The 23,106-nt window shown below is 62.2% G+C and carries 20 protein-coding genes, 1 tRNA gene and 1 pseudogene; 6 read left to right on the forward strand and 16 right to left on the reverse strand.

What is annotated here, in order from left to right:
• The 10 genes from HLH36_RS18370 to HLH36_RS18415 form a co-directional block, all read right to left on the reverse strand.
• The gene (locus tag HLH36_RS18370; protein WP_182987738.1) at positions 1 to 2,196 is read right to left on the reverse strand and encodes a pyrroloquinoline quinone-dependent dehydrogenase; all 2,196 of its coding nucleotides are present in this window, start codon (positions 2,194 to 2,196) and stop codon (positions 1 to 3) included.
• Positions 2,196 to 2,579, reverse strand: a complete 384-nt coding sequence (locus HLH36_RS18375; RefSeq protein WP_182987739.1) for a glycerol dehydrogenase — start codon at positions 2,577 to 2,579, stop codon at positions 2,196 to 2,198. The genes HLH36_RS18370 and HLH36_RS18375 overlap by 1 nt, the downstream gene beginning before the upstream one ends.
• Before the next feature lie 52 nt (positions 2,580 to 2,631).
• Complete coding sequence (locus HLH36_RS18380; RefSeq protein ID WP_182987740.1) at positions 2,632 to 2,814, reverse strand: hypothetical protein; 183 nt, start codon at positions 2,812 to 2,814, stop codon at positions 2,632 to 2,634.
• Positions 2,815 to 3,112: 298 nt separating this feature from the next.
• Complete coding sequence (locus HLH36_RS18385) at positions 3,113 to 5,296, reverse strand: pyrroloquinoline quinone-dependent dehydrogenase (RefSeq protein ID WP_182987741.1); 2,184 nt, start codon at positions 5,294 to 5,296, stop codon at positions 3,113 to 3,115.
• The gene (locus tag HLH36_RS18390; protein WP_408871916.1) at positions 5,296 to 5,778 is read right to left on the reverse strand and encodes a glycerol dehydrogenase; all 483 of its coding nucleotides are present in this window, start codon (positions 5,776 to 5,778) and stop codon (positions 5,296 to 5,298) included. Before HLH36_RS18390 ends, HLH36_RS18385 begins: the two co-directional genes overlap by 1 nt.
• Before the next feature lie 184 nt (positions 5,779 to 5,962).
• Positions 5,963 to 6,682: a DedA family protein gene (locus HLH36_RS18395; protein WP_182987742.1), complete on the reverse strand. Its 720-nt coding sequence runs from the start codon at positions 6,680 to 6,682 to the stop codon at positions 5,963 to 5,965.
• A 68-nt stretch (positions 6,683 to 6,750) separates the two neighbouring features.
• Positions 6,751 to 7,608, reverse strand: a complete 858-nt coding sequence (gene aroE / locus HLH36_RS18400) for a shikimate dehydrogenase (protein ID WP_182987743.1) — start codon at positions 7,606 to 7,608, stop codon at positions 6,751 to 6,753.
• 297 nt (positions 7,609 to 7,905) lie between these two features.
• Positions 7,906 to 9,276: a multicopper oxidase domain-containing protein gene (locus tag HLH36_RS20210; RefSeq protein ID WP_182987744.1), complete on the reverse strand. Its 1,371-nt coding sequence runs from the start codon at positions 9,274 to 9,276 to the stop codon at positions 7,906 to 7,908.
• On the reverse strand, positions 9,273 to 11,171 hold the full coding sequence (locus HLH36_RS18410) for a flavin monoamine oxidase family protein (RefSeq protein ID WP_220792919.1): 1,899 nt from the start codon (positions 11,169 to 11,171) through the stop codon (positions 9,273 to 9,275). Before HLH36_RS18410 ends, HLH36_RS20210 begins: the two co-directional genes overlap by 4 nt.
• A 13-nt stretch (positions 11,172 to 11,184) precedes the next feature.
• Complete coding sequence (locus HLH36_RS18415) at positions 11,185 to 13,551, reverse strand: TonB-dependent receptor plug domain-containing protein (RefSeq protein WP_220792920.1); 2,367 nt, start codon at positions 13,549 to 13,551, stop codon at positions 11,185 to 11,187.
• A 254-nt stretch (positions 13,552 to 13,805) separates the two neighbouring features.
• Between HLH36_RS18415 and HLH36_RS18420 the strand changes: the two genes are divergently transcribed.
• Together HLH36_RS18420 and HLH36_RS18425 are read left to right on the forward strand one after the other, a co-directional pair.
• Positions 13,806 to 14,897 carry a substrate-binding domain-containing protein gene (locus HLH36_RS18420; RefSeq protein ID WP_182987745.1) on the forward strand — a complete coding sequence of 364 codons (1,092 nt, stop codon included), beginning with the start codon at positions 13,806 to 13,808 and terminating at the stop codon, positions 14,895 to 14,897.
• A 160-nt stretch (positions 14,898 to 15,057) separates the two neighbouring features.
• Complete coding sequence (locus HLH36_RS18425) at positions 15,058 to 15,156, forward strand: methyl-accepting chemotaxis protein (protein ID WP_182987754.1); 99 nt, start codon at positions 15,058 to 15,060, stop codon at positions 15,154 to 15,156.
• 353 nt (positions 15,157 to 15,509) lie between these two features.
• Here the strand turns inward: HLH36_RS18425 and HLH36_RS18430 are convergent.
• From HLH36_RS18430 to HLH36_RS18455, 6 genes are all read right to left on the reverse strand, one after another.
• Positions 15,510 to 15,595, reverse strand: a tRNA-Leu gene (locus tag HLH36_RS18430).
• Between the two features lie 63 nt (positions 15,596 to 15,658).
• The gene (locus HLH36_RS18435; protein ID WP_246377034.1) at positions 15,659 to 16,381 is read right to left on the reverse strand and encodes a M48 family metallopeptidase; all 723 of its coding nucleotides are present in this window, start codon (positions 16,379 to 16,381) and stop codon (positions 15,659 to 15,661) included.
• Positions 16,378 to 16,860: a YcgN family cysteine cluster protein gene (locus HLH36_RS18440; RefSeq protein ID WP_182987746.1), complete on the reverse strand. Its 483-nt coding sequence runs from the start codon at positions 16,858 to 16,860 to the stop codon at positions 16,378 to 16,380. Before HLH36_RS18440 ends, HLH36_RS18435 begins: the two co-directional genes overlap by 4 nt.
• Before the next feature lie 48 nt (positions 16,861 to 16,908).
• The gene (locus HLH36_RS18445; RefSeq protein ID WP_182987747.1) at positions 16,909 to 17,355 is read right to left on the reverse strand and encodes a hypothetical protein; all 447 of its coding nucleotides are present in this window, start codon (positions 17,353 to 17,355) and stop codon (positions 16,909 to 16,911) included.
• Entirely contained in the window at positions 17,352 to 18,386 is a 1,035-nt protein-coding gene (locus HLH36_RS18450) for an extracellular solute-binding protein (protein WP_338030489.1), read from the reverse strand. The genes HLH36_RS18445 and HLH36_RS18450 overlap by 4 nt, the downstream gene beginning before the upstream one ends.
• A 1-nt stretch (position 18,387) precedes the next feature.
• Positions 18,388 to 19,452, reverse strand: a complete 1,065-nt coding sequence (locus HLH36_RS18455) for an ABC transporter ATP-binding protein (protein WP_338030490.1) — start codon at positions 19,450 to 19,452, stop codon at positions 18,388 to 18,390.
• 338 nt (positions 19,453 to 19,790) lie between these two features.
• Here HLH36_RS18455 and HLH36_RS18460 point away from each other — a divergent pair, with 338 nt between their 5' ends.
• The 4 genes and pseudogenes from HLH36_RS18460 to HLH36_RS18475 all read left to right on the forward strand — a co-directional run.
• Positions 19,791 to 20,231 carry a hypothetical protein gene (locus HLH36_RS18460; RefSeq protein ID WP_182968553.1) on the forward strand — a complete coding sequence of 147 codons (441 nt, stop codon included), beginning with the start codon at positions 19,791 to 19,793 and terminating at the stop codon, positions 20,229 to 20,231.
• 292 nt (positions 20,232 to 20,523) lie between these two features.
• A complete protein-coding gene (locus HLH36_RS18465) occupies positions 20,524 to 22,758 on the forward strand; it encodes an FUSC family protein (RefSeq protein WP_220792921.1) in 2,235 nt (744 codons plus the stop codon).
• Positions 22,758 to 22,952: a DUF1656 domain-containing protein gene (locus HLH36_RS18470; protein ID WP_182950834.1), complete on the forward strand. Its 195-nt coding sequence runs from the start codon at positions 22,758 to 22,760 to the stop codon at positions 22,950 to 22,952. The genes HLH36_RS18465 and HLH36_RS18470 overlap by 1 nt, the downstream gene beginning before the upstream one ends.
• 43 nt (positions 22,953 to 22,995) lie before the next feature.
• A pseudogene (locus HLH36_RS18475) lies at positions 22,996 to 23,106 on the forward strand (efflux transporter periplasmic adaptor subunit); the annotation flags it as partial.

The raw sequence follows: 23,106 nt of genomic DNA on the forward strand, positions 1-23,106 counted from the left end.
TCACTTGCCGTCAGGCAGGGCGTAAACCACCAGCGCATCGCTCACCGGCGCCATCATGAAATGATGGCCGCCCGCCATGATGGCGACATACTGCCTGCCCTTGTACTCATACGTCATGGGCGTCGCCTGGCCACCACCCGGCAGCACGTCGTTCCACAGTTCCTTGCCGCTTTTGGCATCGAACGCATGCAGCATGTTGTCGGTCGTAGCGGCAACGAACACCACGCCACCGGCCGTAATCACCGGCCCGCCATTGTTCGGCGTGCCGATGGTCAGCGGCAGATAGGTCGGCACACCCCACGGGCCGTTGGCCCGGGCGCTGCCCAGCGGATGCTGCCACAGCACCTTGCGCGTGTGCATGTCGATCGCCGTGATCATGCCATAGGGCGGCTTGTTGCACATCATGTGCGTGTACTGGTTCCAGAACGGCGAAACCACGATGCCGTAGGGCGTGTCGGCCATGGCGCCATTGCCTTCGGCCCCGCCACCGCCGGGTTTGAAGTTGGGATCGTCGATCGGCATCAGGCCCAGCGCATCGGCCTTCTTGCGCGTGACGAGCTGATCATACATCGGCGTCACGTTCCAGTTGGCGATCAGCACACCCGTCTTCGGATCGTACGCCATGCTGCCCCAGTCGCTGCCGCCGTTATAGCCGGGATATTCGATCCACGGCTTCTCGACGCTGGGGGCCGTGAACTCACCCTCATATTTGGCGCGACGGAATTTCAGGCGGCAGAAGAGCTGGTCGATGGGCGACATGCCCCACATGTCGCTCTCCTTCAGGTCCGGCAGGCCCAGGCGCGGCATGCCGACCGACCAGGGCTGCGTGGGCGAACGCGGATCACCCTGCACATCAGTCGCGAGCGGCGCCGGGCGATCCTCGACCGGCAGGATCGGCTTGCCGTCGCGGCGATCGAGCACGAAGGTCTGCCCGCGCTTGGTCGGCACCACCAGCGCCGGCACCGGGCCGTCCTGGCCGGGGAAGTCGATCATGGTCGGCTGCGAGCCGATATCGTAATCCCAGACATCCTTATGCACGGTCTGGAACACCCAGCGCGGCGAACCGGTCTTCACATCCAGCGCCACGATCGCGGAGGAAACCTTGTTCTCCTCCGGCGAGCGCATGGCGGAATAATAATCGGCGGCCGAATTGCCGGTCGGGACATAGACAAGGCCCAGCGCATTGTCGCCCGTCATGGTCGCCCACGAATTGGGCGTGCCGCGGCTGTAATGCTGGCCTTCCGCGGGCTCGCCATGCTGGTCCGGGCGATTGACGTCCCACGCCCACAGGAATTTCCCCGTTTCGGCGTCATAGCCACGAATCACGCCCGAGGGCGCCCAGCGGCGCTGGCCATCCAGCACTTCGTGATTCACCACAATCGCGCCGTTCACGATCGGGGGCGGCGCCGTCATGGACACGAAGCCCGGAACGGATTCCCCCATGCCCTTCATCAGGTTGACCTGGCCGTGATAGCCGAAGCCTTCGCACAATTTGCCGGTATCGGCATCGACCTCGATCAGCCGCATGTCCAGCGTGCCTTCGAGGATTCGATTATGGCAGGGCTCCCCCTCCGGCACGGTCGAGGACGTGTAATACACCACCGCCTTGCAGGCGGCCGTATAGGGAATGCTGGCATATTTCACGCCGGCCTCGTGCCGCCAGACCTCCTTGCCGGTCGCCGGGTCCAGCTTCACGATGTCGTTCATGGCCGAACACATATACAGCCCGTCGCCCACCTTGATGGGGGTGGTCTCGGCGGCCCATTTGTTCACCTGGCCCGGCGCCGGCTTGCTACCGGTATGGTAGACGAATGCGCGCGTGAGCTGCCCGACATTCCGGGGCGTGATCTGCTCCAGCGGGGAAAAGCGCGTAGCGTCGGTATCCCGCCCATAGGCAGGCCAGTCATCATGCGCCGGATGGCTGCCGATCTGCTCGACGGCAGGTGTGGCCTCACCGGGCCCGGCCGGCGGTCCATCGGGAATATTCGCGGCATTGACCCCGGGCGCCTGCGGCGCGAAAGGCGACGGGCCTGCAAATTTGTCACTGGGTTTCTTCCCGGGCGCATCCGCATCTCCCGGCCCGGGCGGGGCCTCCTTGTAGGCACTCTGGGCCCGAGCCGGCGCGATGCCTGCCGTCGCGGACAGAAGCACGAGGCCGCACAATGCCGTGGCGGCAGAAAGATCCGTCCTGGGCATCACGCAATTCCCTTCTGTGCCAAAGATGTTTTCTGAAGGCGGCGCAGAACGGGAATAGTCAGCACCACAAGAACGGCAATCAGCGTCGGTCCCAGCAGGCGCGGCAGAAGCCCCCAGCCGTCAAACCCGACCTCCCACAAGGCCCACGGCCAGGTCAGCAGCCATGCCAGCAGATACAGAAAGGCCCCGGCAACCGAGCCCATCAGCATGAGAATACCGCCGGCGATAATGGCAGCGCCCGCCACGACATAGTAAAGCGACCCACCGAGCAGGGCCAGCTCAGCACCCATGATCAACAGGGGAAGCCCAAGAAGAATGAGCAGTACCGCAACCGCGCACGTCGCCCATTCCGAGGCCCTTCGAGGTCTGTATAAACCCGCCATCCATCAATGCTCCGAACAAAACATCATTCCAACGTTTTGTGGACCATCGGGTTCATCCGAAAAAGGACTGATTACAAAAAGACAGTTCAATATAAAGTGCGCGCCCTGTCGGACAATGCGCACCATCGGCGAGATGCGCCTCCGCAAAAGCTTGAGGGAGGCGCAGCGCGCATGGCTGAAAAATCCCTTTCCATCTCTCGGTTTCTGTATTTTTTGGGATGATATGCGGCTGCATCGCCATTCCTGAATGGAGACGACAAGCTTCAGTCTTTCCGGGAGGATTTTTAGAAATATTGACTGGAAATCGCCACGATTCCCATGCACACCCGTCCGGAAGCGAGACAGGACACCCCAGGAAAACGATGGCACGGCCCTGATGGCCAAACAGAGAGCACCGATGACGGCGCCGATAATGATGGCCGGATGATGCGTCTTGATCCCAAACGAATGGTTTCCAAAGGCGCCGCCTTTGGCGGGGTGCGGGGCAGAGCCCCGCTTTCAGCGAACCAGGGCTCGCTGAAAAGGCTCCAGCCTCACTTGTTGCCAGGCAGGGCGTAAACCACCAGCGCATCACTGACCGGGGTCCTCATGAAATGATGCCCGCCCGCCATGATGGCGACATACTGCCTGCCCTTGTACTCATACGTCATGGGCGTGGCCTGTCCACCGCCCGGCAGCACGTCGTTCCACAGTTCCTTGCCGCTTTTGGCATCGAACGCATGCAGCATGTTGTCGGTGGTGGCACCGACAAACACCACGCCGCCGGCCGTCACCACCGGCCCGCCATTATTGGGCGTGCCGATCGTCAGCGGCAGATAGGTGGGAATGCGCCACGGGCCGTTGGCCCGGGCACTGCCCAGCGGATGCTGCCACAGCACCTTGCGCGTGTGCATGTCGATCGCCGTGATCATGCCATAGGGCGGCTTGCTGCACAGCAAGCGCGTGTACCGGTTCCAGAACGGCGAAGCCATGATGCCATAGGGCGTGTCGGCCAGGGCACCTTTGCCTTCGGTCCCGCCACCGGCCCTGAAGCTGGGATCGTCGGCCGGCATCAGGCCATCGGCTTTCCTGCGGGTCAGGATCTGATAGACCGGGGTCACGTTCCAGTTGGCGATCAGCACGCCCCTCCTGGCATCGTAGGCCATGCTGCCCCAATCGCTGCCACCGTTATAACCGGGGAATTCGATCCACGGCCTGTCGACGCTTGGGGCCGTGAACTCGCCCTCATATTTGGCACGGCGGAATTGCAGGCGGCAGAAGAGCTGGTCGATGGGGGACATGCCCCACATGTCGCTCTCCTTCAGGTCCGGCAGGCCCAGGCGCGGCATGCCGACCGACCAGGGCTGCGTGGGCGAACGCGGATCGCCCTCCACGTCGGTCTCCACCGGAACCGGACGTTCCTCCACCGGCAGGATCGGCTTGCCGTCGAGACGATCGAGCACGAAGGTCTGGCCGCGCTTGGTCGGCACCACCAGGGCCGGCACCGGGCCGTCCCGGCCGGGGAAGTCGATCATGATCGGCTGCGAGCCGACATCGTAATCCCAGACATCCTTATGCACGGTCTGGAACACCCAGCGCGGCGAACCGGTCTTCACATCCAGCGCCACGATCGCGGACGAAACCCTGTTCTCCTCCGGCGAGCGCATGGCAGAGTAATAATTGACGGCCGCATTGCCCATGGGGACGTAGACAAGCCCCAGCCCATCGTCGCCCGTCATGGGAGCCCAGGAATTAGGCGTGCCGCGGCTGTAATGCTGGCCTTCCGCGGGTTCACCATGATCGCCCGGACGGTTGACGTCCCAGGCCCACAGAAACCACCCCGTTTCGGCATCATAGCCACGGATCACGCCCGAGGGCGCCCAGCGGCGCTGGCCGTTCAGCACCTGATGATTCACCACGATCGCGCCGTTCACGATCGGGGGCGGCGCCGTCATGGACACGAAGCCCGGAGCCACCTCCCCCATGCCCTTCATCAGGCTGACCTGTCCGTGATCGCCGAAGCCTTCGCACAACTTGCCGGTATCGGCATCGACCTCGATCAGACGCATGTCCAGCGTGCCTTCGAGGATTCGGTTATGGCACAACTGCCCCGTCGGCACAGTCGACGCGGTATAATACACAACCCCCTTGCAGGCCGCCGCATAGGGAATACTGGCATATTTCACGCCGGCATTATGCCGCCAGACCTCCTTTCCGGTTTCCGGGTCCAGCTTTACAATGTCATTCATGGCCGTACACATATACAGCCCGTCGCCCACCTTGATGGGGGTGGTCTCGGCGGCCCATTTGTTCACCTGACCCGGCGCCGGCTTGCTGCCGGTATGATAGATGAATGCGCGTGCGAGCTGCCCGACATTCCGGGGCGTGATCTGCTCCAGCGGGGAAAAGCGCGTGGCGCCGGTGTCCCGCCCGTAGGCAGGCCAGTCATCATGCGCCGGATGGCTGCCGATCTGCCCGACGGCAGGCGTCGCCTCACCGGCCCCCCCCCGCGGCTCACCGGGAATATTCGCGGCATTGACCCCGGGCGCCTGCGGCACAAAGGACGACGGAGCCGCTAATCCCTTACCTTCTTTTTGTTCGGATGCATCCGCCTCACTCAAGCGGGGCGGGGCCTCCCTGTACGCGCTTTGGGCCCGAGCCGGTACCATGCCTGCCGCTGCGGAAAGAAGCATGAATCCGTACAATGCCGTGGCAGCAGCGGGACTGAGCGTCGCCATCACGCGATGTCCTTCTCTGCCATGGCTATTTTCTGAAGGTGGCGCAGAACCGGAATGGTCAGCACCACAAGAACGGCAATCAGCGTCGGTCCCAGCAGGCGCGGCAGAAGCGCCCAGCCATCAAACCCGACCTCCCACAAGGCCCAGGGCCAGGTCAGCAGCCACGCCAGCAGATACAGCAGGGCCCCGGCAACCGAGCCTCTCAGCATGAGGATGCCACCTGCAACAATGGCTATTCCTGCCAGGATATAGTAAAGCGACCCACCAAGCAGGGCCAGCTCGGTCCCCATGATCACCAGGGGAAGTCCAAGAACAATGAGCAGTACCGCAACCGCGCACGTTGCCCATTCCGAGGCCCTTCGGGGCCTGAATAAACCTGCCATCCGATCATGCTCCAGAGGAAACACCACCCCCAACATTATGTGGTGCATCAGGTTCTCTGGAGAGCGACTCATCGTAATGAGTTCTTCAAGACTCAGCACGCTCTAACACGCTCATTTGTCTCGATATTTGAGACAATCCTTAAAAATTCCCAATGATCGGCAGGCGTTCACGATCACGGAAAATCCCGTTTGTTTCCTCCATTCCCATATTTTTGAAAAACGAAAAAATAACGAAAACTTTCGACCTCGTCGGATCAAACCAGACGCCGGACCGGGCGTTCGATTATGCTCCCGGCCGCGCGGAAAGCATGGCGTCTTCCTTCAGCGCCAACTGCGTCAATCGCTTTTCATTCTTCCTCAGGAAGAGTCCCGAGAAGAACAGGCCGATGATCGTCGCGATTCCGATCGCCATGCCCGTCGGACCGGACAGTTGCGAGATCTTGCGCCCGAGAAGATAGGTACCCAGGGCATAACCGCCCGCCCAGCACGTACCGCCCAGGGTATTGAAGAGCATGAAGCGCCGCCAGCGCATGTTGCATGCCCCGGCCAGCAGCGCCACGCACACACGCAGCAGCGAGACGAAGCGCCCCAGGAAGACGATGGCACTGCCATGATGGCTGAACAGGTACCGCCCGAGAACCAGCCGTTCGGACGTCAGGCCGATGCGCGCACCATGTTTCTCGAGCAGCGGAAGGCCGAAATGCCGTCCGATCATGTAGCCGAAATTGTCACCGATGACGGCGCCGGCAATGGCGGCCAGCGCGACGCCCTGAATGGCCAGATGATGCGTCTTGAGGCAATAGAGCGATGCCGTGATGATGCAGGTTTCAGCAGGGATGGGAATGCCCATGCTCTCCAGCAGGACGGCCAGGGTCACGATACCGTAGCCGTAATGGTGCAGCAGGCTGTCCAGGTGCTGAAGCAGGGGAGGCTTTCCTTGCGCTGATCGACCAGCCCGTTTGATGGGGGCAAAATGCCCCCGGGGGAAGAGAAATGAGCGCATGACAGCCCTTCCCCAACGGTCGGCGCGCAGCCGATGGCCTTCGCGATCAGCCGCCGTCGTCGTTCACATCAGTCGGCGGAGCCAAAAATATCCTGCAGCGCGCGTTTCATGACGCTGGCATCAAGCGTTTTGCCCAGCCACAATTCCACGCCGATCACCCCCTGGTTGACGAGCATGCCAAGACCGTCGAGTGGCGTGCAGCCACGCGCCTTCGCCTCGCGCAGCAGGTGCGTCCTGGGCGGATTCGGGATCACGTCGGCGACGATGTGTCCTTTCTTCAGGCTGTCCAGCGCAATCGGCGGCAGCGCATCCTTGTCGCCCAACCCGATGGAGGTGGCATTGATCAGGATATCGACATCCTCGGGGATGCGTACCGCGCCGTCCCACGGCATGGCGGCCGCGTCGCTTCCGGTATTGTCGCGCACCAGCGCCGCGATGATTTCGGCTTTCGCCGGGTCGCGATTGACGACCGTGATATGCGCGGTGCCGGCAAGGCCCAGTTCCACGGCAATCGCCCGGGCAGCACCCCCAGCACCCAGCAGCAGGACCGTCTTGCCGCGCGGATCGGTCACCTCCTTGAGCGAGGCCAGGAAGCCCTTGCCGTCCGTATTGTCACCGGTCAGCCGGCCGTCGCGGATGGTCACGCAATTGACCGCGCCGATAATCTTCGCGGCCTCGGACAGCGCATCCAGATACTGGATGACCGCAACCTTATGCGGCAGCGAGCAATTGAACCCGACCCATTCCATCGCCTTCGCGCCCCGAACGGCATCGGCGAGATTGTCGGGCTTCACATCGCAATTGATGTAGCGGGCATCGATGCCATGATGGCGATAGGCGGCCTCGATCATGGCAACCGTCGGGTTGTCGGCGCAAGGCGTGGAGAAAGATCCGGTCAGGATGCTCAGGAAGCTCTTGTCACTCATTCGACGCTCCGGAAACAGGCGTTGCGGTCATGCTGCATAGCTATGCCTCAGCGACCTCGGGATGTCCAAGATTGAGAAATGACACAGAGTTAAAACCATGGCCCCATAGAGCCTCTTCGATCGACACCACCGGGCGGAAGCTCTCGAAGTTCCGTCTGCGCCAGCAGATGGAATGTTGCTATAGGTCGTCGAACGCTGTTTCCCCTGGCTCGGCCGCTTCCGTCGCCTTGCCTTCACACCATCACATGCTCCCTCACCCGCATTACGGCACACACATCGTGATCTTGAAAGCTGCTCCTAATAGCTGATCAGTCGCATGAAGCCGTAATCCATGTGGATCTGCTGATGGCAGTGAAACAGAGACAGGCCAGGATTGTCTGCGTGCAGGTCAACGTCCAGTGAACCATAGAGGGGCAACACGACCGTGTCCTTGATCACACCGCTGACGGGACGGCCTGAAATGGCGGTGATTTCGAAACTGTGCCGATGCAGATGGACAGGATGATCCTCGCGGCTGGCATTGAAGAAGCGGAACCGATAGCGGCGTCCTCTGACCAGGCGCATGATCGGGGCGTCTTCGAAGACCTGGCTGTTGATGCGCCATTCATCCATGCCTTCCTTTTTCAGGAAACGCTTCGAAATGATCATGGGAATGACTTCGTCGATTTCGGGTTGCGTCCCCACGCCAGGTTCGGCGAACAGACGGTAATCCCAGTCATGGCGTGTCGGAGGAATCCAGCGGGCCGGCCCGGTACGCCCTGCATATTCGATGGCCAGAGCCAGTCCTGATGCCCGTTCGGTATCATTGGTAGCCCCGAGCATCCACACGCCGGGATTGTTCATTTCGACAATCGCATCAACGCGTTCAGCGACGCCGAGACGGATCACATCGACGCTGGCCTGCGTGGGAACGGGATTACCATCCAGGGCGATGATGCGGAACCGGTGACCCGGAAAGGCAATGGCCGTATTTTGCGTCGCGCTGGCATTGACGAAGCGGAACCTGATCCGCTCGCCCATACGGACACGCAGGGGTTCGGCCGCGCTGAAGAGGCGGCCGTTGAAAGTGGCGTATCGATAGCAGACCATCTGGTCCGAAACCGGTGCCCCCATATCGCACAAGGCCCCGTTCCAGTGATGGACGGCCAGAAAGACCTCACGATCATAGGATGCAGGGAAGCGTCCATCGTCGATATCAATGAACCCGAACTGCCCGGAATATCCCCCGGCATTCAGATCCTGTCCGGCCATGACATGTGTATGGTACCAGCGGGTGCCCGAAGGACCCGGCATGAAGTCATAGACCCCAGTCTGACCCGGCGGGATCATGGGGGACCCCTCTTCCATCGCACCGTCAACGGGGCCGGGAATGTGCAGGCCGTGCCAATGTACCAGTTCAGCCTTCGCGCTGGTATTGGTGACATGGACCACCGCCGGTCGTGTCGGACTGAATTTCAGGAGTGGTCCGGGAACAGTGCCATTATACGTTGTGGTCGGTATGATAATACCCCTGCCCAGTTCCACATTGCTCTGTTCGATTATCAGGCGGATCGGATCATCCGGATAAAGCAGGCTTGGTCTGGACGCAGCATGTAAGCGGGCTGGCAAGGCCGCGGCCGTCAGGGCTGCTGCCAGGGCCTGGCGCCGGGTAAGGAGCAGGGGCCTCATGGCATCGTGCCTTTGGCTTCCTCGATTTCGTTGATGGCACGCCAGGCCATGTCGATGGCCAGGGCGGTGGAATCCGTGCCGCCGGAATCCGTATTGGCGATGGTGATCCGCCCAAACTTGCGGCGTGCACGCAAGTGCGGCGGCTCGCTACCGTTTCTCAGGAAGTCATCAAAAAGTGACGAGTACCAGTAGGAATATCCATGTCCCCAGCGATTGACGGTAATGCCGAGAATGTCATGTGCCGCATCGAATCCGTAGGGACCAAGGGCTGCATTGAATTGCATGCGCAATTCGCGCTCATAGGTCTCAAAACTGGTTTCATACATGTCGATGCGACCCGCACGGAACTGATCCTTGATCGGGAGTCCCGGTGCGCCGTAACCGCGAAGCAAGGAGACGTGGGCTGGCTGGTCGGGCGACGCTGAATGCTGATACCCACCGACGGAAACCGGTGGTTCCAGAATGATCGAGGCGTAATACGACCCCGGTGCATTCATCAGGCAGGCCCCGGCCTTCTGAAAGGCTTTCCAGTTTCGCAACCAGACATTGACCCAGAGATTGGGCGTGTGGACGTTGTAGTGCAATGCATCGCGCTGTTCCGGCGGCATGTCGGGACAGAGATATGGGATAACATGAAACCAGCAGGCGAGGACACAGGATCGCGCCCTGACCGAGAACAAGTCACCATCACGAATATAGCTAACAGTAACGCCGTCTTCCTGATTTCTGACATTGATGGCTGTCGAATTCAGGCGTATGCGGACGTTGTTCCGTTCATGGTCCAGTAAGTCATAATTCACCCTGCGCACCAATGCATCTGATAGCCCGTCGCATTCCAGCGCACCGGGGATCAGATCCCGTACGATCATGCGCGGGATCGTTGCGTTCCCTTCCGGGAAATGGTACTCGGCGCCGCCATGTCCATGCGGTCGGGCTTCCGGCAGCCCAAGACCATCAAAACCGGGAAAGCTAAAACGTTGATGAGCGGCCAGTGCAGTGGTCGCATCCAGTCCACGGCCACTGCCAAAACTGCGGTCGCGCAGATAGGTGCAGACCATTGGGTCACATCCGACGACATCCAGAAGATAGTCACGATAGCTCATCAGAGCCAGTTTTTTCAGTTTTTCGTCCGGAGACAGGCCCGGCAGATAGTCTGTCCTGTCGTGATAAAGACGAAACAGGTCACGTTTCGCGCGTTCCGGCAACGGGGCATCGCGCATGAACCGCTCCCAGCGCGCCGCGGAGTCCGGGGGGGTTGTCGGGTCATACAGAAAGGTGAAATCGGTCCAGGGGGCAGGATCTTTCAACAGGACATCCTGGCCGAATGTCTGGCGGTCGAAAAAAACCGCCTGCCCCATGCCCATCTGTTCGTAAAAGCGACGACTGACTGTGGTTTTGGCCAGTTTTTCGACATCTATGCCGCATACATCGAAAATCAGGTTCTGGGCTTCTGTCTGTGGTGAATAAAGATTGAAAGTCCCACCATTGGCGATACGGGTATCGCCATTGTGTGTGAACTCGTTCCGTTTGGCATGACCGCCGAAATCGTCATGATTGTCCAGGACGAGGATCCTGGCGTCCTTTCCATATTTCCGTCGATAAAACCAGGCTGCGGAAAGACCACTGATCCCGCCGCCGACGACAATCAGGTCATAGGTCTGGTCCACCTGCTGGGCCTGCGGCAGATTGTCCGTCAGATGCCCGTTGCGCAGGGCATGTCCCGGGCAATAGGCCCGGGTATAACCGCTGCCCCGCATCCCGGTCAGGGACGGGGGATAGTGGGAATCACGTTCGGTGCGTCCGTCGGAATAATCCGCACGAGGAATGTCGCAGGCCATGCCCAGAGCCCGGTCCATGGCGGCGGAGCGTGCCCCGCGCTTTGTATCGATGGTCACTAACAATCAACCCTTACAGGGAGTAATCCAGAGACAGATAGTAATATCCACCGTTGAAGCCAAGCTGCTGAGCGCTGGAATCATAGGGCACGACACCGACATAGCTGGTGTTGAGCGGAATACGTGATGGATATTCGTTGAACAGGTTGTTGGCCCCCAATGCCACATGCAGGCGTTCTGTGGCCTGATACCCGACAAGGACGTTGGTCTGGAATTTGGGCTTGCTGTACATCTGGTAGAAGATCTGGTTCGACCAGGCATTCGGCCCCGTCACATACTGCAACTGGTTGATCGTGTGTCCCCAGCGCATTTCATGGATCGACACATCCCATTTTCCCTTATGCCATGATCCGCCGAAGATCAGCTTGTTCCGTGGGAATGCAGTCGTCAGGTACCCGATACCTTGTGCACTGAGCAAGGGGTTGCCGTTCGAGTCCAGATAGTCGCGCAGAACCTTGGTCTCGTTCAGATTGAGAGAAACATCCCAGTTCACGCGACCATAACGCCCGAAATCGGTCCTATATCCGGCGGTGACGTTGACACCCCGTGTCCGTGTATCCGCCCCGTTCGAAAAATACTGAACCGACACACTGTCTGGCGTGACAGTCGAATCCACCTGATAGCCACCGGCTTCCAGTGCATCAATCGCACGCTGGCCGTTATAGACGCCACCCTCGACAATGCGGTGCCGGACAGTGATCTGGTACGCGTCAACGGTGATATTCAGATTACGTAAAGGGTTCAACAGAAAACCTGCGCTGAAGTTCATCGAGCGTTCAGGACGCAGTGGCTTCGATCCCAATGCACGGGCCGTTGCGGAGTTAACAGCAACCACACCATTGGCACCGGTCGGCGTGGTGCTGAGACTGGTATAATATTGTTCCGCCAAGGTCGGCGCGCGGAAGCCATTGCTGATACCGCCACGCAGCGCGAGATATTTATTGACATCATAGCGCATCGAGACCTTTCCGGTCTCGGTATCACCGGAGTCGGTATAATGCTCGAAGCGGCCGGCAAAATCGACCTGCCAGTTCTTCAGCAGGCGGGTCGAAAGGCCAACGTAGCCTGCAGTCACATCGCGGCTGGCCCGGGTATAGCTAAGTTGGTTCAGGCCGCTTTGTCCCTGAGGTCCTGAACCGTAATAAGATGCAGGGTCTCCTGGATTGACGTTATAGGCGTCGTTCCTGTACTGCGCGCCAATCGAGAAATTGAGAGGACCAGCAAGTAGCGGAACGTCGAATGCCTTACGGATGCCAAAATCAGTCGTCCATTGGCGGTTCGAGAAGGACATAACGTGGAAATGTGTCGGTGTATGGCCGGTATCGGCATACAGCATCGTGTTGACAGAGTCATTCAGGTCAAAATGGGAATGATCTTCACCGTAACTGGTGCTGAGATCCCAGTTCCAGCCGTCGAACAGTTCTCCCCTAAATCCGACAGCGACGTTGAAATCATCTTCATCGAGTGAACTGACGGGGCTGAAGCCGAACGGATAGATTTCAGGCAGGATCGCAGGCGTGCGATAATTCTGGTAAGACCATGAAGCCCGGTGAGCGTAGCTGGAAAACGAATAGAATTCGACCTTGTTGGTAATATGATAACCCATATTGTACCCTAGGGACACCTTTGTTTCCTGCGGGTTTCCGAAATACTGGTTGACCTTCTTGTCGACGCGCGTGTCGATGTCGCCGCGATTGGTATGGTCCTGATGCTTGAATTCACCATCCAGGTGAAAATAGCCCCGATCTGTCAGGCTTGTGCCCCAACTAACGGTATTATCCGTCGTGAAGCCGTCCCCGGCATAATATCCACCATTGACGGAATGCAGATCCAGGCCGCTGGGTTTGTTCTTGAGGATGATGTTGACCACGCCGGCGATGGCATCCGAACCATAAAGGGCCGCGGCACCGTCCTGAAGTACCTCGATATGATCGATCGACGACATCGGAAACATGCCCAGATCGACCGGTGTGGTGCCGTTTTCCGGGCTGCCGGTATCGTCCGTCATGATGGACGTCGAGTGCCGACGCTTGCCATTGACCAGGATCAGCGTCTGGTCGGATGTCAATCCGCGCAGACTGATCGTGGACGTCATGTTGGCATTACCTGACGTCACGCCGGGACGGGTGATGGATGGATCAAGCTGGACCAGGGCGTCACGCAGATCGGGCTGACCCGTCGCTTTCAACTGTTGTGCGCTGACAACCGTGATGGGGCTGATACTTTTTCTGACCGTCTGATGCGGATCGCGCGTGCCGGTGACGATGACCTGCTCGTCGGCAGGACCATCAGCAGCTGCAAGGGCAGGTATGGAAAGCACGCACGTTCCAGCCGCCAGGGAGGCGGCAGAGGCGAGAAGAAATCCACGCATCTTCGGCATTGTCTCGTTTCGCGATGGTTACGGGGCAGACTTGGGAGGGCCTTATCGTATCGACGTCGGAATTGATGTGATAACGTTCTCACATTGTCAACTGCCATGAATCGAATCCGATGTCGAATCGTTCTCCTGGCATGTCACTGGCGGGCTGAGGCATTCGTCATGCACCTGTTTTGCGCTATGCTCTGTTCCCGGGGAGTAATCAGGCCGCAAACCTGTCCAACCGACAGGAAGGCGGCTCAGGAGGGGACAAATTGGTGCCGGCGAACAAGGCAAGACACGCGACGATCGTGGATGTGGCGAAGGCTGCGAATGTCAGCGTGGCAACAGCCGGCAGGGCGCTGGGCCAGTACGGATATGTGCGACCGGAGACCAGGAAAGCTGTGCAGGAAGCCGCATCAGCTCTGCATTACAAGAAAAATATGGCCGCACAATCTCTTATTTCTGGAAGCGCAAAAACATTTGGAATGATCGTATCAGATATAAGCTCTGAATTTTATTCAAATATAATAAAATCGACGGTAAACTACTGCAGAGAGCGTGGTTATTGTATTCTGATCTACGATACGCATGAATCTGCAAAGATCGAGCGTGAGGCATTGGCCATCTTCCAGAAACACAGGGTCGATGGCATCATCGTCTCACCGGCAGATTCACGGAATGTCGACCATCTACGGGAATTCATCGACGATGGTGGGCGCATTGTACAGATCGATCGCTGTATCCCGGAGCTGAATACAGATACGGTCATGCTGGACAACAGGGAGGCAGCCTTTCAGGGTGTAAGCCGATTGATTGCCGCAGGACATCGAAAAATTGCATATATTGGAGAGTTACATGAAATAAGACCAGACCTATTGCAGTCTATCGTCAATAAATATGGTCGCCCATCCCGCGCGCGAAGAGCATTTGCCCCAAGTTACCAACGATTCATGGGGTATCTGGATGCGCATGCCGTGGCCGGACTTCCGGCCTGTCTGGATATGATTGGCCGGACTGGACACTATAGCAGCGAGAGCGCGCAACGGGCCGCCGGGCGTGTCCTGATGCATGAGCCCACTGCGATGCTGGCCGCTGATGGTATGATGGCCATTGGTGCATTTCGGGCGTTGAAAACGTCTGGAATGCGCATTCCAGAAGATGTTTCATTCGTCAGTTTCGATGACCTGGATTGGTATCAGCTTGTTGATCCACCCGTGACAGCAATTGCCCAGCCATGTGCGCAGATTGGCGAAGAAGCGGCCCGAATTCTGATCCAGAGGACTGAGGAAAAAATCGGCCCTGTGCATTATGAGCATGTACGCCTGCCTGGCCATATCCTCATGAGGGGCTCGGTCCGTGCTCTCTGAAAATCCGTCAACTCCCGATTGGAAAAAAATTCCTGTCCGTCTCAAGATATCCCGTATATTTCTTTCAATTTCATAGATCCTGCCATCATCGTTTTCTTAAAATTCCCCATACAGTTCTTCTCCTGAGGACAGCCACCGACATGTTTCGGATCGCACGACGCTGAAAGCTGCCGTCGAAGCCGTTCGTGCGGGCGAACGGGGCAGTGGCTTTCCCATCGTCGCACGTGCAGTCAGGGTCCTGGCGCGAAGAACGACGTGAAATTTGTGACTGGCTCCAAACACTGCATCAGGGATGATGGCAAAGCAGGTTAACGAATTTGATATTTTATCGATGATGTTTCGCATTCATCTCAGGAGCAATCCAGTGGATTGAACAAAATCAATTCAACCATGAACAACACGGCGGAACGCGAACGTTCACAACCTGACATCGAGAGGCGACGTCTCTTCGTCAGACCATCAACCATTTCAAGATTGAAGAAGACCGGGCTCTTCCAGTCTGATCCACGGCAGAAAACCAGGCAGTGTTCCAGGCCCGAGCATGTCGATCGACCCACAATACGGGCCGCACCCCATCGCGCGCCGCGCCTGTGACCCCGATATCGGTTCTGTTGGTGCGAGCTGCGGGACTCGAACCCGCACGCCCTTGCGGGCGCAAGATTTTAAGTCTCGTGCGTCTACCATTCCGCCAAGCTCGCCCGGCCCGCCATCTAGCATACTCGCGCGGCGGGTGAAATCCGGCGGCGGCGGTTTTCGGCAGGTTATGCGGCGCGCAGCAATGCCGGCCCGTGACGGCGCAGCCAGACTTCGGCCATGTGGCGGTGCGGCGTCAGGCTGGCCACCAGCACCCAGAAATCGGGGCCATGATTCATGTGCCGCAGATGGGCCAGTTCATGGGCGACCACGTAATGCTGCACGTCGACGGGCGCCATCACCAGCCGCCAGTTCAGCATCACCGTGCCATCCGCGCTGCAACTGCCCCAGCGGCTGCTGGTATCCTTGATCACCAGCCGGCGGGGCCGCAGGCCGGAGGCCCCCGCGATCTGCGCCAGCCGCGCGCCGAGCCGATGCCCGGCTTCCTGCCGCAGGAACGTCGTCAGGCGGCGGCGCAGGAACGGCGCCTCGCCGCTCACCTTCACCACATCGTCCTCGATCCACACGCCCCGCCGCCCATCGGGGCAATGGACGATTCCATGCGGGCACCCATCCAGCACCACCTGCCCCCCGTCATGCCACGGCGCCGCCGCCGGCAGATGGTCCAGCCGCGACAGCGCCCAGACGGCATGGCTGCGCAGCAGCGCCAGCCCCGCCTCGCGCTCCGCCCGCGGCGGCAGGGTAATCACGATTTCGGCCTCACGCGCGTCGATCCGCAGCGACAGCCGCCGCGCCCGGCTCGACCGACGCCAGCGGACCGGCACGTCGCGCCCGGCCAACCGGACGGTCTCGGCCTCCGCCGGCATCGGACCGGAGAGGCCGGCGCTCATTCCCCGGAGGGCGTCCGTGGCCGGCGCGGACGCGGCATCACACCGGGCCAGTCGACGATATGATGCTCCAGCGGACCGGCACGACGCTCGCTGATCGCCCGCCCCCGTACCGAAATCCCGGCCTCATGCACGGTATCGGGCGAGCCGGACACCAGCGGATGCCACCATGGCAGCTTCCGCCCCTCGGCCAGCAGCCGATAGGCGCAGGAAGGCGGCAGCCAGTCGATCTCCGCCAGGGCTTCGGGCGTCAGTTGCACGCAGTCGGGCACCTTGCGCCGGCGGCACGCATAGTCCGAGCAGCGGCAGCTTTCCAGGTCCAGCAGCCGGCAGGCAACCTCGGTAAACAGGATCTGCTCGGTCACGTCCTCGCGCAGCTTGTGCAGGCAGCAGCGTCCGCAGCCGTCGCACAGCGATTCCCATTCCTCGGTCGTCATTTCGTCCAGGCGGCGGACCTGCCAGAACGGCTTTGTATCGGTCATGGCGACCGTCTTACTGAATCCGGCCGGCCGAGAGAAGAAAAACGCCGCCTACCCGTCCAGAACGCCCATCATCACGGCACCCGCCACCGCCAGCACCGCCGCGCCCAGCGCCGCCGGCCCCAGCAGCGGCAGCCACAGGCCGCGCAGCCGGATCACCCGCCCGGCCCCCAGGCCCGCCGCCGTCCGCGCCAGTCCGGGCGGCAGGCGGTCGAGCGCGCGCAGCAACGGCAGCAGCACCAGCGGCACCAGGCAGACAGCCTGCGTCACGACCGGCTCCGCACCGCCATCCCGCCAGGGCCCGGATAGCGCAACGGCCCCCATCCATCCGGGAATCGCCAGCGCCAGGGCACAGACCTGGGCGGCCGACAGCACGCGCCGCCCCCGCGGCCCCGCCCGCAGCAGCAGGCCGAGCCCGCACGCGGCCAGGGCCGCCGTCCCTTCCACCAGCAGGCCGACGACCAGTGCCGGCGACGAGAAAGCCGGCAGCCCGGTCATGGCACGGCCAGCCAGTCCGCGAAGCGCCGGGACAGGTCAGGCAGATGCTCCTGCCAGAAGGCGGCATCCATCGGCAGCGGCTGCACCGACTGCGCGTCCGGACGCGCATGGTAGAGCGACGCGAACCGCGCCACCTGCTCGGGCTGGGCCATGAAATGCAGCAGGCTGCGTGCCCGGTCGCGCGTCGCGTGATCCAGATCGGGCGCAACACCCCAGGACAGGCCGTCATCCAGGCTCTGTTCCCACTGCAGCCCGACATCGCGCTGGCCGGACCCGGCCGCCGCCACCTCGCCCCCCACCGCACTGGTCATCAGCACGCTGCCATTGCCGATGATGCGTGCGGATTCCGCCGGGCTGGTCCACCACTCGATATAGGGACGCAACTGGCTGAGCTTGCGGAACGCGCGCGCCACCCCGTCGGGCGTCGCCAGCACGGCATAGACATCGGCCGGTGCAACGCCATCGGCCATCAAGGCGATCTCAAGCGTCGAGCGCGGGTCCTTGCGCAGGCCGCGCTTGCCGGGATAGCGGACGACATTCCAGAAATCGCTCCAGTGCGGGGCCACCGGAATGCGGCCGCGATCCCACGCCAGGGCGATCCCCTCGCGCAGGGCCGGCACGCCACACGCATCCGCGCTGCCCGGCGCGCCGCCCAGCCGCAGCAGGACTCCCTGCATGCAGGCGGCGCGGGCGGTGCTGTCTTCCATCAGCGCCACCGTCCAGGCACGGCCGCCAGAGCCCTGGCGGGCGGCAGGCTGCGGATCGCCATCCCATACATAGCGCAGGATGCCGACCTTCATCTGGGCCGCGAAGGGGCGAAAGAACGCCTTGTCCTGGGCCGCGCCCAGGGCTCCGCCCAGGCTGTTCACCACCAGCGCATGCGCGCGCCAGCCCGTCCGGGCATTCCCGCCGGTCGGCACGATCGCCAGCAGCAGCAGCCCGATCAGAAGACGACGGAGCGATCGGAAAGTGCGGAGCGGGCCGGACAGGGGAATGGACTTTCGCAGGGGGCGGGGCAGGAAGGCCGGCACGCTAGCCCATTTCCCCCCGGAACGGAAAGGCCACGGCATGCGCCGGCGGCCAGGCCAGCCGGGCGGTCCGTCCGGGCACGAGTCCCGTCAGGTTCTGCGCCGGCGGCCGGCGGACCAGGACCTCCTGCCCATCCTCCAGGCGGAAGCGCAGCCGAATATGGTCGCCCATATGGTGCAGCCCCGCCAGCACCGCCGGCAGCGTGTCCTCGTCCTCATCGTCGGCGGCGGCCCGCCCGGTCGGAAACAGGGTGGCGATCCGGTCGGGCCGGACGCACAGCGTGCACAGCATGTCCGCGTCCACCCCCTGCCCGGCCATGGCCTCGACCCGCGCGCCGCTGGCCAGATGGACCGATGCCAGATCGTCCTCCACCCATGCGACGCGACCGGTCAGCGCGTTGGCGTCGCCGAAACGCGTGGCGACCCGGTCGCAGGCCGGCCGGTCGAACAATTCGGCCGCACTGCCGACCTGCAACAGCGCCCGACCGGACAGCACGCCGATCGCATCCCCCAGCAGCAGCGCATCATCCCGATCCCCGGTCGCCAGCAGCAGCGTCAGGCCCTGCGCCCGGGCCACGCGGGCCAGCAGGCGGCGCATCGCCAGCCGGTCCTCGCGCTCCAGCCCCGCGAACGGGTCGTCCAGCAGCAGGACCGACGGCGCGAACACCAGCAGCCGGCCCAGGCGGGCGCGCCACTCATCCTGTGGGGCAAGGGCGTGCGGGCGGCGGGCGGCCTGTCCATCCAGCCCCAGCAGGGCCAGCACCGTGTCCATCCGCGCCGCGACCGCCGGCCGTGCCAGGCCGCGCGCCTCCAGCGGAAAGGCCAGGTTCCGCCGCACCGTCAGGTGCGCGAACAGCGGATCGCGCGCGCTGAACAGCCCGAGGCCCCGGCTCCCCGCCGGTCGCGCGGCCACGTCCCGGCCATCGAGCAGGATCTGGCCGGCCACGCACGGCAGATGGCCGGCCAGCGTGTCCAGCAGGCGGGAGAGGTCCGCCGCACGGTCCCCAAGCAATGCCAGGCACCCGCCGGGTGCGATCGAAAAGGACAGCGTGGGCGTGGACGGTTCCACCGGCGCACACACAAATCCGCGAACGTCAAGACGTGGAGAGAGGGGAGCCATGCGAGAAACGAAACCTGACAGGACTGATCGAAAGTCGGCCAGTGTAGACAACCCGCATCAAAGATACGACCTTCCTGGGGCGTCAGCCCGTAAAATCGGCCCAATACCGCCGCTGACGGGTCGTTGCCAAGGCGCGCGAACTGGCCGATTATCCGCGCAAGACCTGAGCCGCCGGGACCCCAGGCACCCAGGGCGGCCATCGCCAGCCATGCCGCGATCAGCTATCTGGCCGGGCGGGCATTCCGGCGGAACGCCCGCCAACGCAGTAGAGGGACGAAGCAAGGACCATGAAGATAGCCGAACTTGGCAAGGCCACTGTCCAGGCGGAACTGACCGTACGCCGCGAGATGGCCATTCGCATAGGCAGGCAGGTGGCATTCCTGGTCGTCGCCGCCGTGTTCGGCCTGCTGGCTGTCCTGTCGGGACACGCGCTGCTGTGGGCCTTCGCCTATCAGACGCTGGGGTTCAGCGTCCTCGGCGCGGCCATCCTGGTCTTCGCTGTAGACGCCGTCATGGCGCTGCTCTTCCTGCTGCTCGGCCGCCGCTCGATCATGACGGCGACCGAAATCCGCGCCCGCTTCGCGCGCGAACATGCGCTGAACGAACTGCGGCAGGCCCTGGCCCTGACCGCCGTCACCTCGGCGATCGCGGGCCCGGTCGGCCGCCAGGCCCTGCGCGGACTCATGCACCTCGTCCGTTCGCTCTTCGGCCGCAAGGGCGGCATCTGACCTCCTGTTGACACCCGCCTGGCAGGAGAGACGCCAAACCCGGTTGGGGACCATGCTGAAATTGCATTGGCCCCCGCCCCCCATTTCTGGAAACCTGCTCCCTGGTCACAATTTCATGAGCATACGCCCCACATGCGTGTTCATGACAGCAGGGAAACCGGGTAGCTGCAGGGATGGCGGACTCCGAGCGTAGTGCGCGGGCACGATCCTTTGGACGTCGTCTGACCCATAAGGACGCCCCCCGACAGGGATGGCCCGGCCGTGGCCGGGCCGCGCATGCGGCGATCCGGACATGAGCATCCGGCTGGTTCCGCCCCACACGGCGCTGCATGTCCCCCGTTCGCTGGTCCGGTTCGGCGGCTTCGCCTTCCCCGACTGGCAGACGCTCTCGCCCACCATCGCCTACAGCATCCGCGCGCTGCTGGCCGTCGGGCTGGCGCTGTTCCTGGCCTTCTTCTTCCAGCTCCAGACGCCGATGTCCTCGGTCACCACGGTCCTGATCGTGGCCAACCCCGTCGTCGGCGCGATGGTCTCCAAGAGCTTCTGGCGCATTTTCGGCACCGTGATCGGCGCGACGGCGGCGGTCCTGCTGATGGCGGCCTTCCCGCAATCTCCGATGCTCTATTTCATGGGCATGTCGCTCATCATCGGCGTCGCCTGCTGCGTGTCGACGCTGCTGCGGTTCTACAAGGCCTATGCCGCCGTGCTGGCGGGCTACACCATCGTGCTGGTTTCGATCTCCACCTTCGCGGACCCCGACCGCATCTTCATGGCCGCCATGTCGCGCCTGTCGGCGGTCACGGTCGGCATCGTCAGCACGGCGGTGGTGTTTCTGGTCACCTCGGTCAGCCGGCCGGAAAAGGTCCTGCGCCAGGTCGACCAGACGCTGCGCAATATCGCCGGCCAGTTCTCGCACCCGGCGGACCTCGAGGACGTGGTTCCCGGCCAGACACCCATGCCGGACGACGGCGGCCAGCCGCTCTCGTTCCGCGCCATGACGCTGACCAGCTACGATGCGCGCGCGCGCCTGCTGTCCCAGGCCAATGCACTGGTCGAGGCGATCGAATATGCCGCCGCCGACAATTTCGCGATCGGCCGCCGGGTCGATGGCCTGCGCGCGGGCGTGGCCAGGCTGCTGGGCCTGCTCAGCACCGACCACCCGATCTGGCGCGACGAACCGCCCCCAAACCCGCAATCGGCCGCCGCCCGCGACCTGGTGCATGAGGTCATGGCCAGCTTCGCCGTCACACCATCGGAAAACCTGCACCTGGACGATCCGGGCCATATGCGCGCCCGCCTCGCCACCGCCATCGACACGCTGGACCAACTGTCCGAACAGACGAAAGACCTGCCCACGATCGCATTCATCGACAACGAGCGCGATATCCTGGTGCAGTTGCGGAGCGCGCTGGACGATTTCGTGGGGCCGCAGGTCCATCTGCGCCCGATCAGGCTGCAGCTGTTCTTCGACTGGCCGGCGGCGCTGCGCAACGGCACGCGCGGCGCGTTCGTGACCTTGCTGGGCTGCCTGATATGGTACGTCTTCCGCTGGTCGAACGGCGCGGCCATGCTTGCCTACCTGATCCCGGCCTCCTGCCTGCTGGCCACCAGCCCGGTGGCATCCCGCGCCAGCGTCATGTTCGCCAGCGGCACCCTCGCCGCCCTCCCCGCCGCCTTCATCTGCCAGACCTTTCTCCTGCCCCGCATCGACGGTTATCCGCTGCTGTGGCTGTCCCTGTCGGTCTGCCTGCTGCCGGGCATCTGGCTGCAGTTCCATCCCCGCCACGCCATGCGCGGCTTCGGCTATGCGGTGTTCTTCAATGCCATGGTGCAGATCCGTAATCCGATCTCCTTCGATGACCTGTCGCTGATGAATGTCTGGCTGTCCTACCTGATCGCCCTGATCGGGCTGGCATTGGTATTCCGGGTCATCCTGCCGTCCGACCACCGGCTGGATACCGGCCGGCTGGTCATGTCGATCAACCGCGCCACCCAGCAGTTGGCCCGCCTGCCGCTGGACCGCCATGTAAGCTGGCCGGTGTGGGAAAACCTGCAGATGCAGAAGATCCTGCGCATGATTCAGCGCTTCTCGCTGGTCGCCCCCCCCAGGCGCGTCTACGAAACCACCGACGCGGCGTTCATCTCCGTCTCGGTAGGGCGCCTGATCACCCGGCTGCGGCATCTGGTACAGAATCCGGCGGTCCATGAGCAGGACCGGGCGCGCGCACTGGCGGCACTGAGCGCATTCCAGCATCTGTGCACGCACCCCGCCCACACCGCACTGCTCCTGCGCACGGCGGCGCAGGACGTGATGGCCGACGTCGAAGACCGCCCCGCCGCATCCCACGTTCCCACCCGGCGCATTGCAGCGTGTCTGGAACAGGCGTCGCTCCTGGTAGACTCGGCGCCCGGATTCTTTCACAAACATGGTCCCCTGCAATTGCCCGGCGACATGCCGGGCGCCAATAACAGGCTGAATATGGCCATCCCCCCCGAGACGCGTTCGTTCGGAATGAGAGTCGCGTGATGCTGACCGAGTTCAATTTCTTCGGCGTCTTCATGGCACCGATCGTCGTCTACGCGATCGCCGCCCTGCCGGTGACCATGCTGATCCGCTTCCTGCTGTGGTGGACCGGCATCATGAAATGGTTCTGGCATCTCGCGCTGTTCGAGGTCGCCCTCTACACTTGTGTTCTGTGCCTGATGATCCTGTTCGTCTGAGAAACGACCGAACACCTGCCCCCTGCAAGGTCCGAGATAGACAATGCCTCTTTTGCGTACCCTGATCCGTGTGGTCCTGACCCTGAGCGTCGTTGTGCTGGCGATCGTTCTGGGGGTGACCCTTTGGGACACGTATATGATTGCCCCATGGACG

The sequence above is a fragment of the Gluconacetobacter aggeris genome, assembly GCF_014174395.1.
GTDB classification, from domain to species: Bacteria; Pseudomonadota; Alphaproteobacteria; order Acetobacterales; family Acetobacteraceae; genus Gluconacetobacter; species Gluconacetobacter aggeris.